The sequence below is a fragment of the Bradyrhizobium sp. SHOUNA76 genome (assembly GCF_023006445.1).
Classification (GTDB): domain Bacteria; phylum Pseudomonadota; class Alphaproteobacteria; order Rhizobiales; family Xanthobacteraceae; genus Bradyrhizobium.
In genome coordinates this window covers 1-23306 of sequence record NZ_JALBHA010000029.1, presented here as the reverse complement: position 1 = coordinate 23306, position 23306 = coordinate 1, and the positions used below count along the sequence as shown (strand labels likewise).

The window sequence follows — 23306 nt, the reverse complement described above, 5'->3', positions numbered from 1 at the left end:
ATTTAGGCGGAAATCGCGGGCACCGACTGATCCTGATCTTCTGAAGATTGCCAAAGACCGAAGAGGGCATGTCTCACGGAGAGCCGTGAGAGATGAATATAATCGGCTGCTGTTGGAGAAGTACGCGCACGATAAGTCTTGATGTCTAATCCGATCCAGTCGTGCCACGACGGGCAATGCTGGCGCTCGGTTAGTGTGACAAAATTACGCGCTGACCGGGCGCGAGGACGGACACCCAGGCGGACCCGCGTTCCCGAAGTGCCCTGCGCGAGCGTCGTCATCGCGCGGTACCCGTCTCGCGCGACCGTAGGCAACGTCCCCGAACGGTCCCTCTCATGAATGTCGCCTCGAAATCTCCGGAGCATTTTTCGGCAAGTCAGGCTCGTTACAGGCAAGAGTCCGCCCCATTGCTCGGTTAGGATGCGCGTCGCGTCACGTTAATCGACCAGGAGCGCGAACGGGAATGGCCCTGACCATCCCACGCTCGCACAATGCCCAGGAGACATGTCATGAAGATCGTCGTGATTGGCGGCAGCGGATTGATCGGATCCAAGCTCGTGGCGAAGCTCAAGCAGCAGGGCCACGACACTGTGGCAGCTTCGCCGAAATCCGGCGTGAACGCCGTGACCGGCGAAGGCCTCGCTGCGGCACTGGCGGGCGCGGATGTCGTCGTCGATGTCGCCAACGCGCCGTCCTGGGAGCCCGCCGCCGTGCTCGAATTCTTCGAGCGTTCGAGCAGGAATCTCGTCGCGACAGAGGCTGCGGCGGCCGTGAAGCATCACGTGGCCCTGTCGATTGTCGGGACCGAACGGTCGCCCGACAACGCCTATTTCCGTGCCAAGCTCGCGCAGGAGACAATCATCAAGTCTTCCTCGGTCCCCTACTCGATCGTGCGCGCCACCCAGTTCTTCGAATTCCTCGGCGCCATTGCCGAAACGGGTGCGACAGACGGCAGGATCGTGGTTCCCTCGGCCTTGTTTCAACCGATCGCTGCCGACGACGTCGCCGTGCGCCTCGCCGAGGTCGCAACGGGCAGGCCGCTCAATGGCACGATCGACATCGCCGGTCCCGAGAAGGCTCCCTTCAATGAATTCATCGCACGCCGCCTGAAGGCATCCGGCGACGCCCGTCCGGTGGTCGGAGACCCAAAGGCACCGTATTACGGCGGCCCCATCGACGACACATCGCTGAATCCGCTCGGCGAGGCCCGGCTCGGGGCAACGCCGCTCGCAACATGGCTCGCGAGCCTCTGAGACCTGCAATCACGGACCACCGCAGTGAAGGAGCCCCCATGCGCAGATTGCTGATCGCCACAGCGGTTTATGCCGCCTCATTGCTGACGGCGCATGCAGCCGAGCCGGCAGCGTCATTGGCGAAAGTCACGGTCGTGTTCGACCAGGCGCTGCCCAACGTGCCCGGCAAGAGCATGAAGGGCGTGCTCGTCGAGTACGGGCCCGGAGGCTCCTCACCCGCCCACATCCACGCCCCCTCTGCCTTCATCTATGCGACGGTCCTGGAAGGCGCGATCCGCAGCCAGGTCAATGACGGCCCCACCAAGGTCTTTCACAAGGGCGAGAACTTCTCCGAGCGGCCGGGTGATCGCCATGGAGTGAGCGCCAATGCCAGCGACACCGAGCCGGCGAAGCTGCTGGCCGTCTTCGTGGTGGACACGACCGACAAGGAGCTGACGACGCCGATCGCGAAGTAGCGTTCACCCAGGGCGCTTTCCGGTCGCCGCCATCTCTGCCGCCAGCAGCAGTGCGGCGCGGCTGGCGCCGATCGATGCGACGCCCTGTCCTGCGATGTCGTAGGCGGTGCCGTGCGCGGGCGTGCAGATCGGGAATGGAAAGCCGCCGAGCAAGGTCACGCCGCGATCGAAGCCCATCAGCTTCATCGCGATCTGGCCCTGGTCGTGATACATCGTCAGCACCGCATCGAAGGCGCCGCCCTTGGCGCGCAGAAACACAGTATCGGCGGGAAACGGCCCCTCCGCGGCGATGCCTTGGCGCTGTGCGGCCGCGACCACGGGCGCGATGATATCGATCTCCTCGCGGCCGAAATTGCCGCCGTCGCCGGCATGCGGATTGAGACCAGCAACCGCAATGCGTGGCCGCGCGAAGCCGGCCTTGCGCATGCAGGAATCGGTCAGCTCGAGCGCGCGATGGATGCGTTCGCTGGACAGCCGCCCGGCGACGTCCTTGAGCGGCATATGGGAAGTCACCCGTGCATTCCAAAGCCGGTCCAGCACGTTGAACTCGCTCGCCGCGGTCTCGAGACCGACCACCTCCGCTGAGAACGCAATCTCGTCATCATATTCAGCGCGGGCAAGCCGCATCGCCTGCTTGTTGAAGGGCGTGAAGCAGACGGCATCGGCACGTCCGTCGCGGCCCAGTTCGAGTGCGTGCTTGTAATTCGTCAGGGCGAACTTTCCGCCGGCAAGGGTCGCAGACTTCGGTTCGACCTCTTTGGGATCGAGATGGCCGAGATCGATAAACAGCGCCTCGCCCTCTGCCGCGCGCAGGTCGACCCCCTGCTCCACTGTCGTCAGCTCCGGCTTGACGCCGGCAATGCGCGCGCCTGCATCGAAGATGCGACGGTCACCGATGACGACGAGCCGACTTTGGGCACGGATGTCGTCCTGCACCGTGAGCTTCGCCGTCAGCTCCGGGCTGATGCCGGCGGGATCTCCCATTGCCAATGCAATCAGCGGCTTTGCGGTCATATGATCACCTTCTCCTGGGCGGTCGTTTCGGTTGCGGGGGATGCGGGCTTGCGCCGGATCCGCGCGAGCTGCAGCACGAGCGGAAGCAGCAGAAGCGCAATGCCGGCGACGATCAGGCACGTCACCAGCTTGTTTGCAAAGAAGATCCCGAGTGATCCCTTGGACATCAGCATCGACTGCCGGAACGCATCCTCGGCCTTGTCGCCGATCACGATCGCGAGCACGAGCGGCGCCAGTGGATAGAACAGCTTCTTGAAGAGATAGCCGACGATCCCGAAGCCCAGCATCATCACGACGTCAAGATAGGAGTTCGACACCGAATAGGCGCCGACGACGCAGATGATCACGATCAGCGGCGCGATCACCACGAAAGGTATCCGCATCAAGGCGGCGAAGACCGGAACGGTCAGCAGCACCAGCGCGACGGCAACGATATTGCCGACATACATCGAGGCGATCAGGCCCCAGACGAAGTCCTTCTGGTCGACGAACAGCATGGGCCCGGGATTGAGGCCCCAGATCATCAGCCCGCCCATCATGACGGCCGCGGTCGCCGAGCCGGGAATACCGAGCGAGAGCATCGGCAGCAGCGCGCTGGTGCCAGCGGCATGATCGGCGGTCTCCGGCGAGATGATGCCTTCGACCTCCCCTGTGCCGAAATACCGACCGCGACGCGAGAAGCGGCGGGCGATGCCGTAACTCATGAAGGAGGCCGCGGTCGGGCCACCCGGCGTGATCCCCATCCAGCATCCGATCGCAGCGCTCCGCAGCAGCGCAATGCCATGCCGCGGCAGGCGGCCGACCGCGCGGAACACCTCGGACCAGTCGATCTTCGAGGAAACCGCGCGAGCATGAAACTCCTCTTCGACGGCAACCAGCAGCTCGCCGATACCGAACAGGCCCATCACCGCGACGACGAAGTTCACCCCCTTGACCAGTTCGTCGACCCCCATCGTGAGCCGGACGCTGCCGGACACCGTGTCGATGCCGATCGCTGCGATCGCAAAGCCGATCGCCAGCGCCACGATCGTCTTGATCGGGGCCGCGCCGCCCATGCCGACGAAGCTCGCAAAGGCCAGGAAATAGACCGCGAAATATTCAGCCGGCCCGAAGGCGAGCGCGACCTGCGCCACCCACGATGCGAGGAAGGTGATCAGGATGACGCCGATCAGCGCACCGAACGCGGCCGAGCCGAAGGCAGTGGCGAGCGCCGTGGTCGGCCGGCCGTCGCGCGCCATCGGATAGCCGTCGAAGGTGGTGGCGACCGAGGACGGCTCGCCCGGGATGTTGAACAGGATCGAGGTGACCGAGCCGCCGAACAGTGCGCCCCAATACATGCTGGAGAGCAGGATGATGGCAGACACCGGCTGCATGCCAAAGGTCAGCGGCAGCAGCAGCGAGACGCCGTTCGGCGCGCCAAGCCCCGGCAGCACGCCGACCAGAATGCCGAGCAGCACGCCAACCACCATGAGGACGAGGTGCGGCATGGTGACCGCGATGGTGAAGCCGTGCCAGAGCTCCGAGAGATTCTCCATCGGCCTCTCCGTCAGAACCCGAGCGCCGCAGCAAGCGCGCCGTGCGGCAGGCTCACCTGGAACATGCGCTCGAACACGACATAGAGCGCGAGCGCGGTCGCTGCCGCCATGGCCAGCGCGCGCGGCACGGATTGGTGCCGGGGAATCGCCTGCACCGCGAAGACATAGAGCGCCGAAGCGACGTACATGCCGGTCAGCGGGATAGCGGCGACGAAGATCGCAGCCGGCACGAACAGGCCGGCAAGCCGGCGCAACTCGATGGACGTGATGGCGATGGGGACGTTTGCCAGAGCCGCCACCGGCAGCGCGCCCCGCACCAGGTTGTAGAGACTTCCGAGCACGATGACGATGCCGGTCAGGAACGGAAACGTACCGGCCTCGACCCCCGCACTCGACCAGCCGATGCCGTTGTCGAGGCTGGAAACGACGACGGCGACACCAAAACCGCCCGTGAGGATGGCGGTCGCAAGTTCAAGCGCGCGGCGGGAGATCATTCGGGGCTCCCGATGACGAGAGACAACAGGACGTCATTCACCAGCCTCGTCCTGAGGAGCGCGCCCTTGCGCACGTCTCGAAGGACGGCCACAGGCCGGATGGCGCCCGCGGCCATCCTTCGAGACGCCCGCTTTCGCGGGCTCCTCAGGATGAGGTTCTCGGATGCGATTGGCTTCATGGAAGCGATTGGCCCACGAACAATTCAGCTCACTTCACCAGCCAGCCCTGCTCGCCCGCGACCTGCTTGACGTGCTCGAGGTCCTGCTTGATGAACTTGTCGAACTCGGCGCCGGTCAGGAACGTGTCGACCTGGGAGGTCTTCTCGATGTAGTCCTTCCATTCCGGTGTCGCCTGCACCTTCTTCATGAGGTCGACATAGAACGCGGCCTGGTCCGGCGTGACCTTGCCGGGCAGCCACACCGTACGCGGCTGCTCATATTGCTTGATGTCGAGCCCCTGCTCGACGCAGGTGGGGACGTCGCTCCAGCCTTCGCTTGCGGTGACCTTGGGCCCCTGCGGCAACCGTTTCGGACTGAAGACACAGAGCGGGCGCTGCGTGCCGCCGCGCCATTGCCCGAGGCTTTCGCTGGGGTTGTTGACGTGGGAATCGAGATGTCCGCCGGCGAGCTGCACGGCGGTCTCCGCGCCGCTCTTGAACGGGATATAGGTCAGCTTGACCTTGCCGGCTTTCTCGATCATCCGCGTCAGCACCTCGTCGGTGTCCTTTGACTGGGCGCCGCCCATCTTGAACTCGCCCGATGCGGCCGCCTTGAGATAATCGCCCGCCGACTTGAAGGGAGCGTCTTGCTTGACCCAGAGCAGGAACTCGTCCTGCGCCATCGCGGCGATCGGGGTGAGATCGGTGTAGTTGAAGGCGACCTTGGAGACGAGCGGCTGCTGCCAGGCGTTCGACGTCCCAAAGATCACCTTGTAGGGATCCCCGGCCGAGGCCTTGCCGTAGACGTAGCCTTCCGCACCACTGCCGCCACCCTTGTTGACAACGACGATCGGCTGCTCCGTCAGCTTGTGCTTGGTGATGATGTTCTGCACCGCGCGGGCGAGATTGTCGGTCCCGCCGCCCGGCCCGGCGGTTGCCACGAACTCGATCGGCTTTTGCGGTTGCCAGGCACTAAGCGCCGGCATCGTGCCGGCGAGCACGGTCGCGGCTGCGGAGAGCAGGAATAATGACGTCCGACCCATGATTTCCTCCAGCTGATTTTGTCTTTTATGTTCTTGTCTTTGTTCTTGTCGTCTCGAAATACGCTCAGGCGACGCGTTCCTCGCGTCTTCCTGAGGCCAGCACGATTGCACCTTCTTTTTCGAGCGCTTCGATCTGGCTCTGGTCGAACCCGTGCTCGGCCAAAACCTCACCTGTGTGCTCACCATAGACGGGCGCCCCTGATCGCACTTTGCCTGGCGTCTCCGAAAACTTGACGGGAAGGCCGATCGTCTTGACCGGACCGAGGGTGGAATGCTCGACCTCGACGACCATCTCGCGCGCCAGCGTCTGCGGATCACTCAGTGCCTCCAGCATGTCATGCACGGGTCCGCACGGTACGCCCTTCTCGTCCAGCGCCGCGAGCCAGTGCGCCCGCGATTTGGTGCGGAAGCGCTCGCCGAGGACCGCTTCGAGCTCCTTCAGGTGCGCCATGCGGTCGGCCCCGGTGACGAAGCGCGGATCGGCGGCGAGCTCGCTGGCGCCGAGCGCCTCCAGCATCAACAGCCAGTGCTTCTTGTTGGCGCCGCCGACCACGAGCCAGCCGTCCGAGGCCTCAAAGGCCTGATACGGCGCGTTGAGCGGATGGGCCGAGCCCATCGCGCGCGGCGCGGTGCCCGCGGCGAGCGCGATGGTCGATTGCCAATAGGTCTGCACCAGGGCAGCCTCGTAAAGCGAGGTCTCGACCCACTGCCCTTCGCCGGTCTTGAGACGATGCGTATAGGCGGCGAGGATGCCCATGCTCGCGAGCAGACCGGCGGTGATGTCGGACAGCGGCGGGCCGCATTTGACGGGCGGACCGTCGGGACGTTCGCCGGTAAAGCTCATGATGCCGCTCATCGCCTGCGCGACGAGGTCAAAACCGCGACGATGCTTGTAGGGACCGGTGCGGCCAAAGCCCGACAGCGAGCAGTAGATCAGCGCCGGGAATTCGGCGTGCAGATCCTCATAGCCGAAGCCGAGGCGCTCCATCGCGCCGGGCGCGAAGTTCTCGACCAGCACGTCGGCGTTTGCAATCAGCCGCCGCAGCACCTGCTTGCCGCCGTCGGTCTTCAGATCCAGCACGACGCCGCGCTTGTTGCGGTTCATCATCAGGAAGGAGGCCGCCTCGTCGCCGATCTTCGGGGGGACCGAATGGCGGGTGTCGTCGCCGTTCGGCGACTTCTCGATCTTGATGACGTCGGCGCCCATGTCGGCGAGCATCAGGGTGCAGGTCGGCCCGGCCATGACATGGGTGAGATCGATGACCTTGAGGCCAGCCAGCGGTCCCGAACGGCGAGAGTTGGATTGCGATCGATCGCTTTGCATCGGGGCGTCCCTATTGGCCGCGCCATTGCGGCGCACGCTTGTTGAGGAATGCATCGAGCCCTTCGCGAAAATCATGGCTCGTGTAGCACATCAGGATGAGGTCCTCGCCCTCGTCCCGCGTCAGCCGCCGTTGCAGGCGGCCCACTGCCTGCTTGGTCGCATTCAGCGTCAGCGGCGCATGGCTGGCAACGAGACGGGCCACCTCGTCGGCGCGCCGATCGAGGGCCTGGGGATCGTCGACGACCTCGCCGAGCAGCCCCACGCTTGCAGCCTCGGCGGCGTCGACGAGGCGCGCGGTGAAGATGAGATCCTTGACGCGCGCGGCGCCGATGAGCGCGGTGAGACGGCTGACATTGGACATCGACAGGCAGTTGCCGAGCGTGCGGGCGATGGGAAACCCGATTTTCGCGCTTGTCGTGCCGATGCGCAGATCGCAGGAAGCGGCAATGCCCGCCCCGCCTCCGGTGCAGAACCCGTTGATCGCCGCGATGGTCGGCACCCGGCATTGTTCGAGCGTGGTCAGCACACGATCGATCCGGTTCTCGTAATCGATCGCGTCCTGCGGCGTCCTGAATTCGCGGAACTGGTTGATATCGGTGCCCGAGGCGAACGCCTTGTCGCCGGCCCCGCGCAGCACCAGCACCTTGATAGCGTGGTCGCGGTTGGCTTCCTCGCAGATCGCCGCGAGCCGCTCGTACATGGCGAAGGTGAAGGCGTTACGGGCCTGCGGGCGGTTGAAGGTGATCCGCCCGATGCCCTCCTTGCATTCAAAAAGGAGGTCTTCTGCCTCGACTTGCAGGTCCATTTCCTCGGCGCCCTCCTGTTTTTTACATTTTTGAATGCAAAATATGAGATTTTCAAGCTGGAACTTGAAAATATCCGCTTGTAAGTTCATTTTTGAATGCAAATTGAGCTCAGACCCATGCTTCATGAAGACGTCGTCGGACGCATCCGCGCCATCCTGCTCGACGGCGAAATCCCGCCGGGCGCCCGAATTCCCGAGCGTGAGCTGTGCGAGCGGCTCGAGATTTCGCGCACGCCGCTGCGCGAAGCGCTCAAGGTGCTGGCTGCGGAAGGTCTCGTGCAGCTGCTGCCGCATCGCGGCTCACGCGCGGCAAAACTGACTGACAAGGACATGCGCGACCTGTTCGAGGTCTGCCAGGGCCTGGAGGCCCTCGCCGGCGAGCTCGCCTGCGAGCGCATCACGGACACCGAGATCGACGCAATCGCCGCCGCGCATGCGGACATGGTTCAGCATTATCGCGCGGGCGACCTGATCCAGTATTATCGCGGCAACCGCGCCATTCACGAAGCCATCGTCAACGCAGCCGGAAACCCCGTGCTCGCGGGGGTGTACACCTCCGTGACCGCGCGCATCCGGCGGGCGCGCTACGTCACGCCGATGACGCCGCAGCGCTGGGCGCTCGCCGTGAAGGAGCATGAGGCAATCCTGAACGCGCTTCAGAGGCGCGACGGCGCCGGCCTCTCGCACATCCTGCGTGCGCATCTGCGCCACAAGCGCGAAGAGGTGCTGCAGGCGGGCTTTGCCGAGACGGAAGGAAACGACCTCACGCTGGGAATTGCGTAAGGCTCAATTCGTGTCGCCCTGGTTTGGCGGAGGGCGCCTCCACGCGTGGCTTTCCCGCACCGCAGCTCGTTCTCGCTCCGCGTGAATCTGCGTACTAATTCCACTTGCTAGCTTGTCGCGGCCGGCGCAGCATACTTTTCTGCCGACCTGCGGCCGTGTGGCCGATCGGGCCGGTCCCAACGCGCGAACAATTGCGCGAAACAAATGACAAAAGCGGAGAAACGCATGACAATCGATGTCTCTCGTCGGTCCCTGCTCGCACTTGGGGCGGGCCTTGGTGCTAGCCTTGGCGCCAGTGCCATGCTCGGCAGCAGCGCGTTGGCGCGGGCTCCCAAGCTCGGCACCCAGACGCCCTACTGGCACCGCTTCGTTCTCGGCGATGCCGAGGTGACCGTCATATCCGACGGACCGTTGCCGCTCGGCGACCCCTCCGGGACCTTCACCGGCGTTCCCAAGGAAGAGGTCAAGAAGATGCTGGCCGACAATTTCCTGTCGCCGGACAATGTCGTGCTCGAGCAGAATTCGCCGATCGTCAATACCGGCGACAAGCTCATCCTGTTCGATACCGGCATGGGCTCATCGAAGATGTTTGGCGCCACCACCGGGCGACAACAGAAGAGCATGGCCGAGGCCGGCATCAAGCCGGGGGACATCGACGCCGTGGTCTGCTCGCATGCCCATATCGACCATATCGGGGGCATCGTGGATGAAGGCGGCAAGCCGCTGTTTCCGAACGCGCAGATCTACATCTCCCAGACCGATTTCGACTTCTGGACCGACGAAGGCAAGCTCGGCAGCACGGTCAAGGACTTTGTCGTCCACGCTCGCAAGAACCTGCTCCCGGTCCGCGACCGCATCGTGTTCTTCAAGGACGGCCAGGAATTTCTTCCAGGCGTGCAGGCGTTGGCGGCGCCCGGCCACACCGTCGGCCACACCATCTTCACGGTTTCGTCGGCGGGCAAATCCTTCGCCTTCCTCGGCGACCTCTCGCACCATTCGGTGCTGTTGCTGGAGCGGCCGCGGATGGAGTTCTCCTACGACACGGATCCGAAGCAGGCGGCCGAGTCGCGCGTCAAGCTCCTGACGATGCTCGCGGCAAACAAGATCCCGGTGATGTCCTATCACTTCGCCTGGCCGGGCTACGGCCACGTCGCCAAGGCGGGCGACGGCTTCCGCTACTATCCCGAACCGATGCAGATGACATTGTAGTTCGCAAGGTGGCCGACCAAGGCAGGTCGGCCCAATCGCTCGCCTCACCAGGTCCGGACAGCGCGCGCTGTCCGGACCTTTTGCTTGCAACCGGCTCCGCGTATCTCCGCGCCGATATATCGATAACTCAGATAATAACAGTCGATATTATTCGTTTGTCAAAACCATTCTCCTGCGTAGCTTGAGGACGCGATCGCCCGCAGCCGGACGGCTGCGCCCAGAAGGGCGACGCGCCAGGAGGATTTTCGATGACGACCACGCTCGATGCATCGGGGCTGCCCTCACGCTCCCTGCTGTCGTTCCTCGATCGCGAGCACACGGTTGCAAGGCCCGGGTACAGCAGGTGGATGGTGCCGCCTGCGGCGCTCTGCGTGCATCTGTGTATCGGGCAGGCCTACGCTTTCAGCGTCTTCAACCTGCCGATGACCAAGCTGATCGGCATCACCCAATCAGTTCCGGGTGACTGGAAGCTCACGGAACTCGGCTGGATCTTTTCCATCGCGATGGTCTTCCTGGGGTTGTCGGCTGCAGTGTTCGGACGCTGGGTCGAGGAAGGCGGTCCGCGGCGTGCGATGTTCACCGCCGGCGTCGCCTGGGCGAGTGCCTTTTTGATCTCGGCGCTCGGCGTCCATCTCCACAGTCTCTGGATCATCTATTTTGGCTACGGCGTGATCGGAGGCTGCGCGCTCGGCATCGGCTACATTTCGCCGGTCTCGACGCTGATGAAATGGTTTCCCGATCGGCCGGGCATGGCGACCGGCATGGCGATCATGGGCTTCGGCGGCGGCGCGCTGATCGCCTCCCCCTTCTCCGTCTGGCTGATGAGCAGGTTCGCCAGCGCGACCGACGTCGGCGTCTTCGGCGCCTTCATCACGCTAGGCTGCGTCTACTTCGTCTTCATGATGGTCGGCTCGGCTATCGTCCGGGTGCCGGCGCCGGGCTGGAAGCCGGAAGGCTACGTGCCGCCGGCAACCGCCACCAAGCTGATGACGAAGAACGACGTGTTCGTCTATCAGGCGATCAAGACGCCGCAGTTCTGGCTGATCTGGCTCGTGTTATTCTGCAACACCACCGCGGGCATCGGCGTACTCGGCCAGGCTTCGGCGATGAGCCAGGAGATGTTCCCGGGACACATCACCGCGGTCGCGGCCGCGGGTCTCGTCGGGCTGATGAGTCTCTTCAACATGGGCGGACGCTTCAGCTGGGCCTCATTGTCCGACTTCATCGGACGGAAGAACACCTATTTCGTCTACATGGTGCTCGGCTTCGCGCTTTACGTGACCGTGCCTTATGCCGGCGCAAGCGGCAATGTCGTGCTGTTCGTGCTGTGCTTCCTGATCATCGTCAGCATGTATGGCGGCGGCTTTTCCACGGTGCCGGCCTATCTGCGCGACATGTTCGGCACGCGTTATGTCGGGGCCATCCACGGCATCCTGCTCACGGCATGGTCGATGGCCGGCATCGCCGGGCCGGTGCTGATCAACTACATCCGCGAATACAACGTCACCCATGGCGTGCCGAAGGCCCAGGCCTACAACACCACCATGTACATCATGGCCGGACTGCTCGTGGTCGGTTTCCTCGCCAATCTCTGCGTCCGCGCCGTCGACAAGCGCCATCACATGACAGACGACGACAAGGCAGGTCTCGAACCGGCGCGCGCTTGAGGCGCGGCGAGCAAAAAGGAGCAACCATGACGACGACACCGCGAAGCGAGGCATCGTTCTCCCAGCTGCTGCTGAACTGGGTCGCCTATCGGCTGTCCCGGACCATGGCGGCGATCAAGCCGGCATATCGCGCCAGCGAGATCGCGGCGGCGGTCGCGGCCGGCAACAACCCCTCGGGGGCATGATATCATGCAGAACGCTCAGACGGCGAGGACCACACCGCTGCAATTGGCGCTGGCCTGGAGCTTTGCGGGCGTCCCCCTGCTCGCAGGTGTCATCCAGACCCTGCTCAACGCCATGAAGCTGTTTCAATAGGCAAGAGGCCGATGCGCCCCACGGACAGGCACGCAACGCTGCTGGCAACGCGCGGCGGTTGATCAGCGACAGACGCGGGTAGCTTCGAACAGCTCGTCAGCGACGCTTGCGTGTGGCACGCGCCGGCGTTTCCATCATGCGGCGGGTCTGCTCGGCGGCGAGGTCGCGCATGATCGCGACCGCGCTCTGCACGTGATCATCGGGCTGGTCGACTGAGTGGACGACATAGGCCGGCATCGAGAATTTCGGCGCCCCCGCCACCAGATGCAGGCGCCGAGCCTTGAGCAGCGGCTCGACGATGCGGTGCGCGAAGTAGCCGGAGCCGCCATTGGCGAGCACGTGCTCAAGGCCGAGCCAGCCGATGTTTGCCGTCAGCGCGGACCCCGCGAAATTGGGAAAGACGGCGCTGTGGCGGGCATAGAATTCCGGCCCCCAGTCGACATAGACGTAACCATCCTGCGGCTCCGGATCGCTTTTGGGGTTGGTCGAGACCAGCACAAGCTGCTCCTCGATCAGCAACTCGACCTTGAGGCCCGGGCGGCTTTGCGGCGTGTACATCACGCCGATGTCGATGCGGCCTTCGACCAGCCCTTGCATCAACTCCGGCTCCAGCGCGCTTTCCGCGCGGATGGAGATATGCGGATTGACCTCCTGCATGCGCGGCACCCAGAGCAGCAGAAATTCCTCCCACAAACCGATACGGCCGCCGACGACGAGCGCGCCGCTGAATCCCTTGGGGATTCCGACGTCGTGTCGGGCCTGTTCGACGGTGCGAACAAGTGTCGAAGCGTGACGCTGAAACTGACGGCCCGCCGCCGTCAGCGCCGCGCCGGCCTTGTTGCGAACGAACAGCGTGCAGCCAAGCAGCTCTTCGAGCGAGTGAATCCGCGTGCTGACTGTGGACTGGCTGACGTGAAGGCGCTCGGCGGCCGTGATGAAATTCCCCGTCGCGACCACGGTCAGGAATGTACGCGCGAGCTCGGTGTCCACCGGCGTCCCCACAAATCGAAATTATCGATATGAAAGGCAGTCTCTACAGGGATGTCAAATTGGAAAATGGGGGATACCGGCTCGATCCCGGATCTGAGCCGTCAAACGCGCGAGCGGTCCTCGAGATCGCGCAACAGCCTCTTGGCATCCGCACGATCGCCGCGCTCTGGTTGACCCGCGAATAGCTGCAATTCCTGCTGCAGCAGCGTGCGAGCGCGGTCAGTCTGGCCTCTGACGGCGAGCAGGCTCGCCAGCCCTTCGGCGGCACGCAAGCCAAATCCTCGCTGGCCACGCCGGTGGGCGAGCGCCAGGGCCAGCTCGAAATTCTGCTCCGCGAGCATGGTGTCGTTGATTTGCGCATGCGAAGCAAACCGCCCTTCGATACGCAGGCACTCGACCTCGTACCAGTAATTGCCGCCCCGCCCGAAGACGTTGCGCGCCTGATCGAGGCAACGTCGGGCATCCGCCATCCTGTCGACGCGGAGATAGGCCTCGGCCAGCCAGCAAAGATAGGTGGGCAGCCAGTAGACGAGGTGCGCCGTCTGCAGGAAATCACGCTGCTTCTCGAGCACATCGATGCCCTCCGCGAGGCGGCCGCTTTCGAGGTCGGCCCAACCGAGAAACGTCCGCGCCACCGAGACCCAGAGCGGCAGCTCCCGTCTGATCGCCCCATCGAGCGTGCGTTGCGCGAGCGCCCGGACCGTCTGCACATCCCGCTCCAGCGTGTGGAGCATGCAGGCATGCGCGTAGGCATAACCAAGGGTATGGGCATGCGCCAATTGCTGGGCATGGCCGAGTGCCTCCTGGCCGTGCGCGATCGCCTCGCTCACTCGGCCGACCAGCCAGCAGCAAATGCACAGGTTGGACAGGCTCGTGATCTGCACGTCGGTGCCGTAGATCACGGCCGTCGCGCGGTCGGCGGCAGCATCGTAGAGCTTGGCCGCCCGATCGAGATGGACGCACGCCTGCTCGGTCTCCCCGTCGAGCAACGACGTGCCGAGCAACCGATGACCGACCATCCGATCGGCCCTCGTTCCCTTTTGCTCGGCGAGCGTCAGAAAGTCTCGCGCCAGCGTGCCCGCCTCCCGGACGTTGCTTGCCACGCGCAGGTAAGACCATCTGGCGTACAGCGCCGGAAAGATGCGCGGATCGTTATCGAGGGCACGGCAGAGCTCGATCGCACGGCTGCTCACATCGGCGACCGCGTCGGCGCCAAATCCCTGGACCGCGATCGTCGGTCCGATCAGCGCGATCTGGGCGTTCAGCTCCAGATTGTCCCGTTCAAGCCCTGCTGGAAGCCTCCTGATCTCCTCCAGCGCCATGTTGAGTTCGGCAATCGCCTCCAGATTTGCCGAACGTTCTGCTGCCTGCTGGGCCGCTCTAAGCCACATCTGTGCCGCTCGGGAGGTGCGTCCGGCCTCGGACAGATGCTGCGCGAGATAGCCGGGTTCGGTGGTGGCAACCTCCGGAAGATGGAGCTCGATCTCCTCAGCCACGCGGTCGTGAAGCTCCCGCCTCTGGCGTTTGAGAAGCGAATAATAGGCGACGTCCCGGACCAGGACATGCTTGAAGGAGTAGACCTTTTCATCGTCATCGCGCTCAAGCCCGATCAGTCCAGACGCTCGCAGTCGCTCGAGGGCGGGATCGAGGGCGTCGTGAAGCTCGCCGGCAACGGCGGCAAGAAGCCGATGCGAAAAGCTTCGGCCAATCACCGACGCGAGCTGCGCGACCGCCTTTGCATTGCCGAGCCGCTCCAGACGCAGCATCAGGGAGTCGTAGAGCGCCGATGGCACCTCTGAAGGTCCGCTCGCGCCAGCCCTTCTGACGCCGGGATCGACCTGTCCGGTCTCCAGGGCAGCCGCCGCCAACTCTTCGACGAACAGCGGCACACCGTCCGATCGCGCGACAATCTGCTGGAGCAACTGGCTTGGCAGTTGCTTGTCGCGTACGACCGATCCTGCAAGATCGCGGCAGTGCTCGTCGTCGAGACGTTGAAGCACGATGCGCAGGATCATCGGCGACACGTTACCGATGACAGACGCCCGGCTGGTGACCACCAGCAGGTTCCGCGTGCCACCGATCTGGCCGGCAATGCGCTCGACAATCTCGATCGTCGACGGATCCGTCCAGTGAAAATCCTCGACCAGGATCAGGCTGGCCTCGCCGCGCGTCAGCGAGATCAACAGCCGCACCGCCGCATCGCGCGTCTTCCGACGCTGCTCATGCGCGTCGGGGATTGTTGTCGGACCTGACGCCGCCGGCACCGGCAAACCGAGCATCTGACCGATCAGTGTCAACTGCTCCTCGTCGCCGCCGGACGTTGCGGCCATGAAATCACGCAGACGCGCCAAGTTCACCTCGGCGTCGTCATCCCTGCCAATGCCGATGCGCTGCTCAAGCGCTCTGATGATCGGGTATAGCGGCGTGTTCTGATGCGGGCCGGAGGCCTGGATCGCCAGGATCAGGTCGTCCGGCAAAGCCGCCCTTTCGATCAGCTCCAGTGCCAGGCGCGATTTGCCGATGCCGGGCTCCCCGGTGATCTCCACCGTACGCCCCTGCCCGGTCTTCGCCAGCTCCCAGGCCTGCAGCAACTGGCCCAATTCGGTGACCCTGCCGACGAGGCGCGAGGCATTGCGATGGCGGGCGCGGTGGCCGACACCGTCTTCCGACGTCTCGCCTGCGACGAGAAAGACCTCGACCTTCCGCGACAGACCCTTGAGCGAACGCATGCCTAGCGGCTGCAAGGCGAATCTGCCTCGCAGCAGGCGCTTTGTCTCACCACTGATCACGAGCGAACCGGGCTCGCCCATTTCCAGCAACCGGAATGCGATGTTGGGTGTATCGCCGACGATCTCGGTCGCATCGTGCACATGACCCGGCCCCGCCCTGCCGATCACCGCTACTCCCGTATGCACGCCGATCCGAACGCGAAGCGGTTCCCGGATCGCCGCGATCGCTCGCTCGCTCAACTCCCGAATTGCCCGCAACAACAGCAGACCGCAGCGTACCGCGCTCTCGGCCTCGTTTTCCGATGCGAGGGGATAACCGAACTCGGCACGAATGCCGTCGCCGATGTAGTTGACGACACTGCCGCCAGCGTTCGCGATGCACTGCGAGCTGATCGCCTGAAATTCCAACAATATCTCGCGCAAGTCCTCGGTGTCGCAGCGCTCGGAGAGGCCCGTTGAATCAACGACGTCGCAGAACAAGACCGTCAGCTGACGGCGTTCGGTTGCTCTGTCGTGAGGATCGTCCATCACCCACTCCGGAATTACGACATTTTCGGCGTTTCGAGCTGTCGCCCTACCTTTTCCCGGGGGCGACAAGACTGCGCCATTCTTCCCAAACAAGTCCACAACGCTTTCGGCGACCATCCGTCAGCCGCACTGTCTCGATCCCGCCGGGCGCAGCATCAGCCCAGATCGGGCTTGTCGGCACGTTCACTCCCGTCCTCGGCTTCGAGCCGATCCTCACGGGCTAAGCAAATCCGCAAAGAACGGATTCAACATGCGCCCGTGCGGATCCTGGCGTCTGACTTGCTCAGAGAACTCCGTCCATCTCGCCCCATACGCCGCCGTGACATGGTGCTTTGTGATGAACGGACTCTGGTTCAGCAGAGGAATGCCATTCCTCTTGGACGCAAACTCGTTGAACTCCTTCAAAAACCCGTCCCACGCCGGCCTGTCCGTATAGGCGTGAATGGGATCGACCGAAAAAACATCTCCGTCATGCGAGTAGGACAGCAACGAATGCTCGTCCTTCCGGATGAAGTAGGAACCAAGCGCCATATTGCAGCGGAAGTCGTGCTCTTTAAAATACTTCTCGCTGAAGTCCACATAATCGCGCAGCACGTTCAGCCACTCACCGCGCGGGAATGTCCAGAATGTGAATGCATAACGCGCCGATGGCGCCGTCTCGCTGTAGTCGATCGTCTTGTCGGGATTGTACAAGGTCGCGCCGCCGACCAGGTGCAGGAACGACATCAGCAGCCTGTTGCCGACGAACCATGTGTCGAGTGTGGCATCCCTGAGAGCCTTGGTTGGAATGCTGCTGTCGATGAACCTGCCGACGCGGGCTTCCGCATAATTCCAGAGGGTGCGGCGGCTGGCGGCGAACAACGTCCCTAACGGACCGATCCTGTCGATGGGATGTCGCGTCTGGAAGTGCGCCTTTCGACCGACCGTCCAGCAGATCAGACCTCGCGACGCATCGATGATCCCGTCCACTTCCTTCTCGGTCAGTTCTGCGATCGGGCGCGGCAAATAGCTGAAGCGGATCGCCTCCAGCCGCGTGATCCGAAACGTCACTTCGTAGATGACGCCGGACAAGCCGTAACTCGAGCGCATGAAGTACATCAGATGCGGGTCTTTGTCCTGCGACGCTTCCGCCATCTCGCCGCTGGGCGTCACCCATTTGATCGCCGTGATGTACGAGCCGACCTGCCCAAACTCGCCACCATCCAGTCCGTCCTTGGTGTGGCAACAGGCCGCCGCCCCCAGCGTCATGTTCCCGATCTCGATATTGGTCAGAAACTGGAGGTTCATCGCCCGTAGCGCCCGAGATGCGACAATGAACTGGAGGCCCGCCTCGGCCGTGAACGTCATGCCATGTGGGTCGATCTTGAGGATGCGGCTCATCGCGGACATGTCGATGATCGTGCCGTCCGAGGACGCGCAAGGCGTCAAGGAATGATAACTGCCCATGGCCCGGACAGGGCTTGGGTAGCGCTCGGTATCCCTGAGGATCGATTGTATCTCCTCGACGGATCGCGGCGACACCAGTTGCGCGGGAGAGCTTGTGATCCCGCCATCGTAATTGCGAACCATACTGCCCATCTGCGTCACCCCCTCGACGGCGAAACACGCAACTTAAGATGGCTCTTCTGTCCTGCCGACGCCGGTGTCGGCCTGGTCTTCACGAGGTTGAAGCGCGTTGCCGCGCAGCTTCGCCCCGCACGCAAATTCAGCCGGGCCGCCTGACGCAGCCTGGGCTGCATGGCATCCTATCCGAGCAAACATTCAACCGACAGGGGAAATTGTACGACGGGGCGACCGCAGCTTCCAGCACGTCGCGTTGGCAAGCGAGGCATTTTGGTGCTATTAAGCAGCATTTATAGTTGCAATCCCAATTGATTTCACGCGGTTGTTTGGGAGCGTCAATGTCCCGCGAAAACGATGGTTTTGTCTTCCATCGTGGCCTGCTCCAGGCGATCCTGGATGTCGTCTTTCGGGTCATCAACTTCTTCGTCAGATGGGACCATCTGCCGACGCTGCTCGGATCCGCCAATCTTTCGGTTTTCCGCGAACGGTTGCGGGAGCACAACCTCCACCATACGGGTTACGGCACGACGCCGCCTGGCTGGAGCACCGGTAATGAGCGGTGGCGCTCCGCCGATGGCTCGTTCAACAGCCTCGACCATCCGCGCATGGGCATGGCGGGCGCCCGGTTCGGACGCAATTTCCCGCTGCCGGAATGCGCGCCGGACAACGTAGACGACCTGCTCGAACCCAGCCCGCGCGTGATTTCGATGGAATTGCTGGCGCGCGACACCTTCATTCCCGCGACCAGCCTCAATCTGTTGGCCGCCGCCTGGATCCAGTTCGAAACGCATAATTGGTTCAGTCATGGGGTTCCCGAGCCGGAAAACGAGTTCAAAATCCCATTGAAGCCGGGCGATACCTGGCCCGAAGACGAACGGGTCGACGGCTGCATGAGGATTCGCCGGACTGTCCCCGACCGAACGCCGCGTGAACCATGGCTGGGCGCAACACCCACATTCCGCAATTTCAATTCGCACTGGTGGGACGCCGGACAGATCTACGGCAGCAATCGCGACCGACAGATGGAAATCCGTTCCAAGGTCGACGGAAAGATCGAGGTCGGCAGCGATGGAATGCTTCCCGCCGATCCAGCTCATCCGGGCGCCGATCTCACCGGATTCTCCGACAATTGGTGGGTCGGGCTCAGCCTGCTCCACAATCTGTTCGCGCGTGAGCACAATGTCATCTGCGATGGCCTGAAGACACGGTATCCGAGCTGGAATGACGAGGAACTATTCCAGCGCGCGCGCCTGATCAACGCGGCCCTGATCGCCAAGATCCACACCATCGAATGGACGCCGGGCATCCTCGGCCATCCTGCGCTGGACTTCAGCATGCGCGCCAACTGGTCGGGGATACCGTGCCGGGTGCTGCGAGCAGTGCTCGGCAAGAACAGCGAAGCCGCCTATGGCATCATCCGCTCCCCGACGGATCAGCATAGCGCGCCCTACGCAATGACCGAGGAATTCACCGCGGTCTATCGCCTGCACCCGCTGATCCCTGATGACATGGATGTGCGACGGATCGGCGCTGCGGGAGTTGAACACTGCAAGCTGGTCGATATGCAGGGACGCGCCACCCGCAAGTTCATGGAGACGCACGGCTTCGTCGACCTGCTGTACTCGTTCGGCACGGCACATCCCGGCGCCATTCGCTTGCACAATTACCCCAACTTCCTCCGCCAGTTCGAAAAGGACGGCCAACCGCTGCTCGACATGGCCGCCATCGATATCATGCGCGACCGCGAGCGCGGCGTGCCGCGCTACAACCGGTTCCGCGAGCTGGTTGGCAAGAAGCGGGTCAGGACATTCGAGGAGATCACCAGCATTCCCGGCGCGGCAAAGAAGATGCGCGCGATCTACAAGGGCGACGTTGACCGCGTCGATCTGATGGTCGGACTGTTGGCCGAGGATCTGCCGGACGGTTTTGGCTTCAGCGATACCGCCTTCCGCATCTTCATCCTGATGGCATCGCGGCGCCTCAAGAGCGACCGCTTCTTCACAGACGACTACCGGGCGGAAATCTACACTGATTTCGGTCTGGACTGGATCCAGAACAACGGAATGAAATCAGTGCTGCTGCGGCATGTGCCGCAGCTCGGCCCGGCGCTCGAGGGCGTCAACAACGCCTTTGCCCCCTGGAACGTGCTGCGAGGCTCGGCGTGGCCCTCATCATAACCATTCCGGGCCTTGTCCGCCTCGCCCTCGTCCGCAAGCCGGACGAACTCCTCCGCGTCAACGATGCGGCTACGGTCACTCGCTCGCTGTCCGGCCGCGGAGGCCTGTTCAATCGCTCGGTCGCGGCAAAGCTCGCGGTTTTCCGCGGCCCCGATGGCGACATCTGGCCGGCATTTCGCGACCGGCATGATCCGCTGCGCGCTTCGCATCAGGCCTCGCTCGAATCCGCCCTTTCGAATACCGATGCGCTGTTGCAACAGATCGCGCCGGAGATCACCGAGCTCGGCAATTACGTCGGCGGCCGGCGCGCGCATCGCAGCATGGGCGTCGTTGTACAGCAGGCCGTAGGCCGGCTGTTCTTCCCTGACTATGTCGCGAGCGAGGAGTCCTACGCCGCCGCGCGCACGTTGCAGGCCTGGTTGTCGGCCTGGCCGCTGCGTGCAGCCTGGATCAGGCGCAGCGGCGCGCTGAAGGCAGCGCTCGATCAAATCCAGGCGGCCTCGCGCGGCAACATGGCTTGCGCGCACGCAACTGCGCTCGCAATGGACAACATCGTGAAATCGATCGAGCTGATGCGCGAGCTGGCGCTCCATGGCGACAATCTGACGAAGATCGAGCCGAAGGACGCGCTGTTTCGCACCCTGCGCGCGCCGGCGCGCGTGGTCCGCGAGGCGCGCGACGGAGACTTCATCGGTCTGATCCGGCTGCGGTCGCGCACGCTGGTCATGCTGGCGGTCGAAAATGCCCGGCAGCAACGCGCCTCCGACCCGGGCTTCGCATTCTTTGCCGGTGCCTGGAATCAGTGTCCCGCGCACGGCCTTGTCCCGGCCTTGCTCAGCAACGTCTGGCAGGCGGCCAGGACGCGCGCGACAGCAAGCGCTTGAAGAACGCCGCGCAACGTCGTCGGCAATCGCCCTAAAGCAGGATGGAATTAGCAGGCGAGCTTATCCGCGATCCCGCCAAAGTCCTTCGCGACGATATCCCAGTTGCCGGTCGCCTCGAAATCGACCTTCTGAAGCGGCCCATACTCTGTCGGCCGTGCCACGAAGGCGGTCTTCAGCCCGTTCTTCTGCGCAGCTGCGAGATCGCCGTTGTGGGCGGCGACCATCATCACCTCTTCCGGCTTGAGGCCGAGCAGGCGCGCAGCGCCGAGATAGGTCTCGGGATCGGGCTTGTAATGCGCGAACAGCTCGGCCGACAGGATCAGATCCCACGGCAGGCCGGTGAACTTCGCCATGTTGGTGAGCAGCGCGACGTTGCCGTTCGAGAGCGGCGAGATCACGAATTTTGTTTTCAACCGGGTCAGGCCCGCGACGCTGTCGGGCCAGGCGTGCAGGCGGTGCCAGCCTTTGGTGAGATGATCGAGATCGGCCTCGGTGAGACCCTTGATCGAGAATTGATCGACCAGCTTTTCCAGCGAGCGGCGGTGCAGATCATCGAGCATGACATAGCCACGCTCGGGATGTTTGCGCACGTCGTCCATCGAGGCCATGTACATGCCGCGCCAGCCGTCGACCAAAGCGGTCCAGTCGGCGGCGATGCCGCGCTGTTTGCCCCACCACATGAAGTCTGTGATCAGACTGGTGCGCCAGTCCACCACAGTGCCGAACACGTCGAACACGAGGGCTTTGACGGCCGAGAGATCCGACATGTGCGCTTTCCCTGATTGTTCTTGTTATCATTCCGGGGCGCGCAGAGCGCGAGCCCGGAATCCATTTCGCACCGGGCTCCGCGGCCCGATGGATTCCGGGTCTCGCTTTGCGAGCTCCGGAATGACGGTAGTTGTTGTTACATCGCTTAGTCCAGATGGAACTTGGCCAGCTCGCGGTGCTCGGCCTTGATGTAGCGCACGGTGCCGGTGACGGAGCGCATCACCACCGTCTCGGTCTCGATCACGCCGTCCTTGCGGAATTTGACACCCGAGAGCAGCGAGCCCGTGGTGACGCCGGTGGCGGCGAACAGGCAGTCGCCGCGTGCCATGTCCTCGATGCCGTAGATCATCTTGGGATCGTTGACGCCCATCTTGGCGGCGCGCTCGCGCTTCTCGTCGGAATCGAGGATGAGGCGGCACTGCATCTGGCCGCCGATGCAGCGCAGCGCCACAGCCGCGAGCACGCCTTCAGGCGCGCCGCCGGTGCCGAGATACATGTCGACGCCGGTATTATCAGGATCGGCGCAATGGATCACGCCGGCGACGTCGCCGTCGGTGATCAGGCGCACGGCGGCGCCGGTCGAGCGCACGCTTTCGATGATGCTGGCATGGCGCGGACGATCGAGCACGAGAACCGTGATGCCCTCAGGCTGGACACCCTTGGCCTTGGCGAGGCGGCGGACGTTGTCGGCCGGTGTCGCATCGAGATCGACGACGCCCTTGCCGTAACCCGGACCGATCGCGAGCTTCTGCATGTAGACGTCGGGGGCGTGCAGCAGCGTGCCGCCGTCGGCCATCGCCATCGTGGCAATCGAGCCCGGCATGTTCTTGGCGCACAGCGTGGTGCCTTCGAGCGGATCGACCGCAATGTCGACCTGCGGGCCGGCGTTCAGGCCAACTTTCTCGCCGATGAAGAGCATCGGCGCCTCGTCGCGCTCGCCCTCGCCGATCACGATGGTGCCCTCGATCGGGAGCTTGTTGAGCTCGCGGCGCATCGCATCCACCGCAGCCTGGTCGGCCGCCTTCTCGTTGCCGTGCCCGCGCAGCCGCGCCGACGACACCGCCGCCCGCTCCGTCACGCGCACGATCTCCAGCGTGAGAATGCGCTCGAGCAAGGCGTGCGGGGGGACTTCAATATGGGTCGACATCGGCTAACTCCTTCGAAACAGTTTTGGACAGGATTCCTTGCCCGCATTAACTCGTAACGCCCACGGTTCGTTCGACGAACCGCCTCAGTTCTTCTCGATCCGGATCACCTGCGGCCGTCCGCTGATCACCTTGTCCTTCTGCACGGCGGCGAGCGCGCGGCGCACGGCATCCTCATGCGTCGCGTAGGTGATCAGGATGACGGGCACGGGGACCGCCTTGCCGTTATCAGGCGCGGCGCCGCCATTGGGATGACGCTGCACGATCGACTCGATCGAAATCTTCTGCTCTGCGAGCCGCGTCGCGATCGCAGCCGCGGTGCCGGGGAAATCGCGCGCCAGAAGCCGGATGTAATAGCCGCCCTCGTGCCGCTCCATCGGCGCCTTCTTGGTGTCGCGCAGTTGCGAAATCGGCCGGCCGAACGGATTGGCACGGATGCCGCGCGCGACATCGGCGATGTCGGCGAC

Annotated in this window: 21 protein-coding genes and 1 pseudogene; 10 read left to right on the top strand and 12 right to left on the bottom strand. The window is 63.7% G+C overall.

Annotated features, from left to right (window positions below; genetic code table 11):
• The first annotated feature begins 509 nt into the window (after nt 1–509).
• Both MOV74_RS06650 and MOV74_RS06645 read left to right on the top strand, forming a co-directional pair.
• Nucleotides 510–1253, top strand: coding sequence for an SDR family oxidoreductase (locus MOV74_RS06650; protein WP_246919166.1), 744 nt, complete (start codon nt 510–512; stop codon nt 1251–1253).
• A 38-nt stretch (nt 1254–1291) separates the two neighbouring features.
• A complete protein-coding gene (locus MOV74_RS06645) occupies nt 1292–1708 on the top strand; it encodes a cupin domain-containing protein (protein ID WP_246919164.1) in 417 nt (138 codons plus the stop codon).
• Between the two features lie 3 nt (nt 1709–1711).
• On the opposite strand, the gene MOV74_RS06640 is transcribed toward MOV74_RS06645, so the two are convergent.
• The 6 genes from MOV74_RS06640 to MOV74_RS06615 all read right to left on the bottom strand — a co-directional run bounded on the left by MOV74_RS06640 (nt 1712) and on the right by MOV74_RS06615 (nt 8081).
• The gene (locus MOV74_RS06640) at nt 1712–2722 is read right to left on the bottom strand and encodes a 4-hydroxythreonine-4-phosphate dehydrogenase PdxA (RefSeq protein ID WP_246919162.1); all 1011 of its coding nucleotides are present in this window, start codon (nt 2720–2722) and stop codon (nt 1712–1714) included.
• Complete coding sequence (locus MOV74_RS06635; RefSeq protein ID WP_246919160.1) at nt 2719–4257, bottom strand: tripartite tricarboxylate transporter permease; 1539 nt, start codon at nt 4255–4257, stop codon at nt 2719–2721. The genes MOV74_RS06640 and MOV74_RS06635 overlap by 4 nt, the downstream gene beginning before the upstream one ends.
• An 11-nt stretch (nt 4258–4268) precedes the next feature.
• Entirely contained in the window at nt 4269–4751 is a 483-nt protein-coding gene (locus MOV74_RS06630) for a tripartite tricarboxylate transporter TctB family protein (RefSeq protein WP_246919157.1), read from the bottom strand.
• A gap of 208 nt (nt 4752–4959) precedes the next feature.
• Nucleotides 4960–5952 (bottom strand): tripartite tricarboxylate transporter substrate binding protein, encoded by a 993-nt coding sequence (locus MOV74_RS06625; protein ID WP_246919155.1) that lies wholly within the window; start codon nt 5950–5952, stop codon nt 4960–4962.
• Nucleotides 5953–6016: 64 nt separating this feature from the next.
• The gene (locus MOV74_RS06620) at nt 6017–7276 is read right to left on the bottom strand and encodes a CaiB/BaiF CoA-transferase family protein (protein WP_246919153.1); all 1260 of its coding nucleotides are present in this window, start codon (nt 7274–7276) and stop codon (nt 6017–6019) included.
• Nucleotides 7277–7286: 10 nt separating this feature from the next.
• Complete coding sequence (locus MOV74_RS06615) at nt 7287–8081, bottom strand: enoyl-CoA hydratase/isomerase family protein (RefSeq protein WP_246919151.1); 795 nt, start codon at nt 8079–8081, stop codon at nt 7287–7289.
• 96 nt (nt 8082–8177) lie between these two features.
• Between MOV74_RS06615 and MOV74_RS06610 the strand changes: the two are divergent.
• The 6 genes and pseudogenes from MOV74_RS06610 to MOV74_RS40785 form a co-directional block, all read left to right on the top strand.
• A pseudogene (locus MOV74_RS06610) lies at nt 8178–8324 on the top strand (GntR family transcriptional regulator); the annotation flags it as partial.
• A gap of 33 nt (nt 8325–8357) precedes the next feature.
• Complete coding sequence (locus MOV74_RS06605; RefSeq protein ID WP_246919199.1) at nt 8358–8864, top strand: GntR family transcriptional regulator; 507 nt, start codon at nt 8358–8360, stop codon at nt 8862–8864.
• Between the two features lie 225 nt (nt 8865–9089).
• On the top strand, nt 9090–10073 hold the full coding sequence (locus MOV74_RS06600) for an MBL fold metallo-hydrolase (RefSeq protein WP_246919149.1): 984 nt from the start codon (nt 9090–9092) through the stop codon (nt 10071–10073).
• Nucleotides 10074–10321: 248 nt separating this feature from the next.
• Entirely contained in the window at nt 10322–11740 is a 1419-nt protein-coding gene (locus tag MOV74_RS06595; protein ID WP_246919147.1) for an OFA family MFS transporter, read from the top strand.
• A 26-nt stretch (nt 11741–11766) separates the two neighbouring features.
• Nucleotides 11767–11925 carry a hypothetical protein gene (locus MOV74_RS06590; protein WP_246919145.1) on the top strand — a complete coding sequence of 53 codons (159 nt, stop codon included), beginning with the start codon at nt 11767–11769 and terminating at the stop codon, nt 11923–11925.
• 4 nt (nt 11926–11929) lie between these two features.
• The gene (locus MOV74_RS40785; RefSeq protein WP_256468842.1) at nt 11930–12055 is read left to right on the top strand and encodes a hypothetical protein; all 126 of its coding nucleotides are present in this window, start codon (nt 11930–11932) and stop codon (nt 12053–12055) included.
• Between the two features lie 96 nt (nt 12056–12151).
• Here the strand turns inward: MOV74_RS40785 and MOV74_RS06585 are convergent, their stop codons facing one another.
• From MOV74_RS06585 to MOV74_RS06575, 3 genes are all read right to left on the bottom strand, one after another.
• On the bottom strand, nt 12152–13045 hold the full coding sequence (locus MOV74_RS06585) for a LysR family transcriptional regulator (RefSeq protein ID WP_246919143.1): 894 nt from the start codon (nt 13043–13045) through the stop codon (nt 12152–12154).
• 101 nt (nt 13046–13146) lie between these two features.
• The gene (locus MOV74_RS06580; RefSeq protein WP_246919141.1) at nt 13147–16302 is read right to left on the bottom strand and encodes an adenylate/guanylate cyclase domain-containing protein; all 3156 of its coding nucleotides are present in this window, start codon (nt 16300–16302) and stop codon (nt 13147–13149) included.
• Between the two features lie 213 nt (nt 16303–16515).
• The gene (locus tag MOV74_RS06575) at nt 16516–17880 is read right to left on the bottom strand and encodes an FAD-binding protein (protein WP_246919196.1); all 1365 of its coding nucleotides are present in this window, start codon (nt 17878–17880) and stop codon (nt 16516–16518) included.
• Nucleotides 17881–18203: 323 nt separating this feature from the next.
• Between MOV74_RS06575 and MOV74_RS06570 the strand changes: the two genes are divergently transcribed.
• Both MOV74_RS06570 and MOV74_RS06565 read left to right on the top strand, forming a co-directional pair.
• Nucleotides 18204–20042, top strand: coding sequence for a peroxidase family protein (locus MOV74_RS06570; protein WP_246919139.1), 1839 nt, complete (start codon nt 18204–18206; stop codon nt 20040–20042).
• Complete coding sequence (locus MOV74_RS06565) at nt 20027–20926, top strand: hypothetical protein (RefSeq protein ID WP_246919137.1); 900 nt, start codon at nt 20027–20029, stop codon at nt 20924–20926. The genes MOV74_RS06570 and MOV74_RS06565 overlap by 16 nt, the downstream gene beginning before the upstream one ends.
• Before the next feature lie 47 nt (nt 20927–20973).
• Here MOV74_RS06565 and MOV74_RS06560 read toward each other — a convergent pair whose 3' ends face one another.
• From MOV74_RS06560 to MOV74_RS06550, 3 genes are all read right to left on the bottom strand, one after another.
• Nucleotides 20974–21693, bottom strand: a complete 720-nt coding sequence (locus tag MOV74_RS06560) for a haloacid dehalogenase type II (RefSeq protein ID WP_246919135.1) — start codon at nt 21691–21693, stop codon at nt 20974–20976.
• Between the two features lie 146 nt (nt 21694–21839).
• Nucleotides 21840–22841, bottom strand: a complete 1002-nt coding sequence (gene glpX, locus MOV74_RS06555; RefSeq protein WP_246919133.1) for a class II fructose-bisphosphatase — start codon at nt 22839–22841, stop codon at nt 21840–21842.
• A gap of 84 nt (nt 22842–22925) precedes the next feature.
• Nucleotides 22926–23306: ACT domain-containing protein (locus MOV74_RS06550; protein WP_246919131.1), on the bottom strand; the 381-nt coding region annotated here is incomplete at its 5' end.

Bases quoted from the DNA above. Each gene is read 5' to 3' on its own strand.
- MOV74_RS06645 (WP_246919164.1), top strand. From the start codon at position 1,292: ATGCGCAGATTGCTGATCGCCACAGCGGTTTATGCCGCCTCATTGCTG.
- MOV74_RS06570 (WP_246919139.1), top strand. From the start codon at position 18,204: ATGTCCCGCGAAAACGATGGTTTTGTCTTCCATCGTGGCCTGCTCCAG.
- MOV74_RS06615 (WP_246919151.1), bottom strand. From the start codon at position 8,081: ATGGACCTGCAAGTCGAGGCAGAAGACCTCCTTTTTGAATGCAAGGAG.
- MOV74_RS06640 (WP_246919162.1), bottom strand. From the start codon at position 2,722: ATGACCGCAAAGCCGCTGATTGCATTGGCAATGGGAGATCCCGCCGGC.
- MOV74_RS06620 (WP_246919153.1), bottom strand. From the start codon at position 7,276: ATGCAAAGCGATCGATCGCAATCCAACTCTCGCCGTTCGGGACCGCTG.
- MOV74_RS06595 (WP_246919147.1), top strand. From the start codon at position 10,322: ATGACGACCACGCTCGATGCATCGGGGCTGCCCTCACGCTCCCTGCTG.
- MOV74_RS06630 (WP_246919157.1), bottom strand. From the start codon at position 4,751: ATGATCTCCCGCCGCGCGCTTGAACTTGCGACCGCCATCCTCACGGGC.
- MOV74_RS06580 (WP_246919141.1), bottom strand. From the start codon at position 16,302: ATGGACGATCCTCACGACAGAGCAACCGAACGCCGTCAGCTGACGGTC.
- MOV74_RS06560 (WP_246919135.1), bottom strand. From the start codon at position 21,693: ATGTCGGATCTCTCGGCCGTCAAAGCCCTCGTGTTCGACGTGTTCGGC.
- MOV74_RS06625 (WP_246919155.1), bottom strand. From the start codon at position 5,952: ATGGGTCGGACGTCATTATTCCTGCTCTCCGCAGCCGCGACCGTGCTC.
- MOV74_RS06590 (WP_246919145.1), top strand. From the start codon at position 11,767: ATGACGACGACACCGCGAAGCGAGGCATCGTTCTCCCAGCTGCTGCTG.
- glpX (WP_246919133.1), bottom strand. From the start codon at position 22,841: ATGTCGACCCATATTGAAGTCCCCCCGCACGCCTTGCTCGAGCGCATT.
- MOV74_RS06575 (WP_246919196.1), bottom strand. From the start codon at position 17,880: ATGGGCAGTATGGTTCGCAATTACGATGGCGGGATCACAAGCTCTCCC.
- MOV74_RS06600 (WP_246919149.1), top strand. From the start codon at position 9,090: ATGACAATCGATGTCTCTCGTCGGTCCCTGCTCGCACTTGGGGCGGGC.
- MOV74_RS06650 (WP_246919166.1), top strand. From the start codon at position 510: ATGAAGATCGTCGTGATTGGCGGCAGCGGATTGATCGGATCCAAGCTC.
- MOV74_RS06635 (WP_246919160.1), bottom strand. From the start codon at position 4,257: ATGGAGAATCTCTCGGAGCTCTGGCACGGCTTCACCATCGCGGTCACC.
- MOV74_RS40785 (WP_256468842.1), top strand. From the start codon at position 11,930: ATGCAGAACGCTCAGACGGCGAGGACCACACCGCTGCAATTGGCGCTG.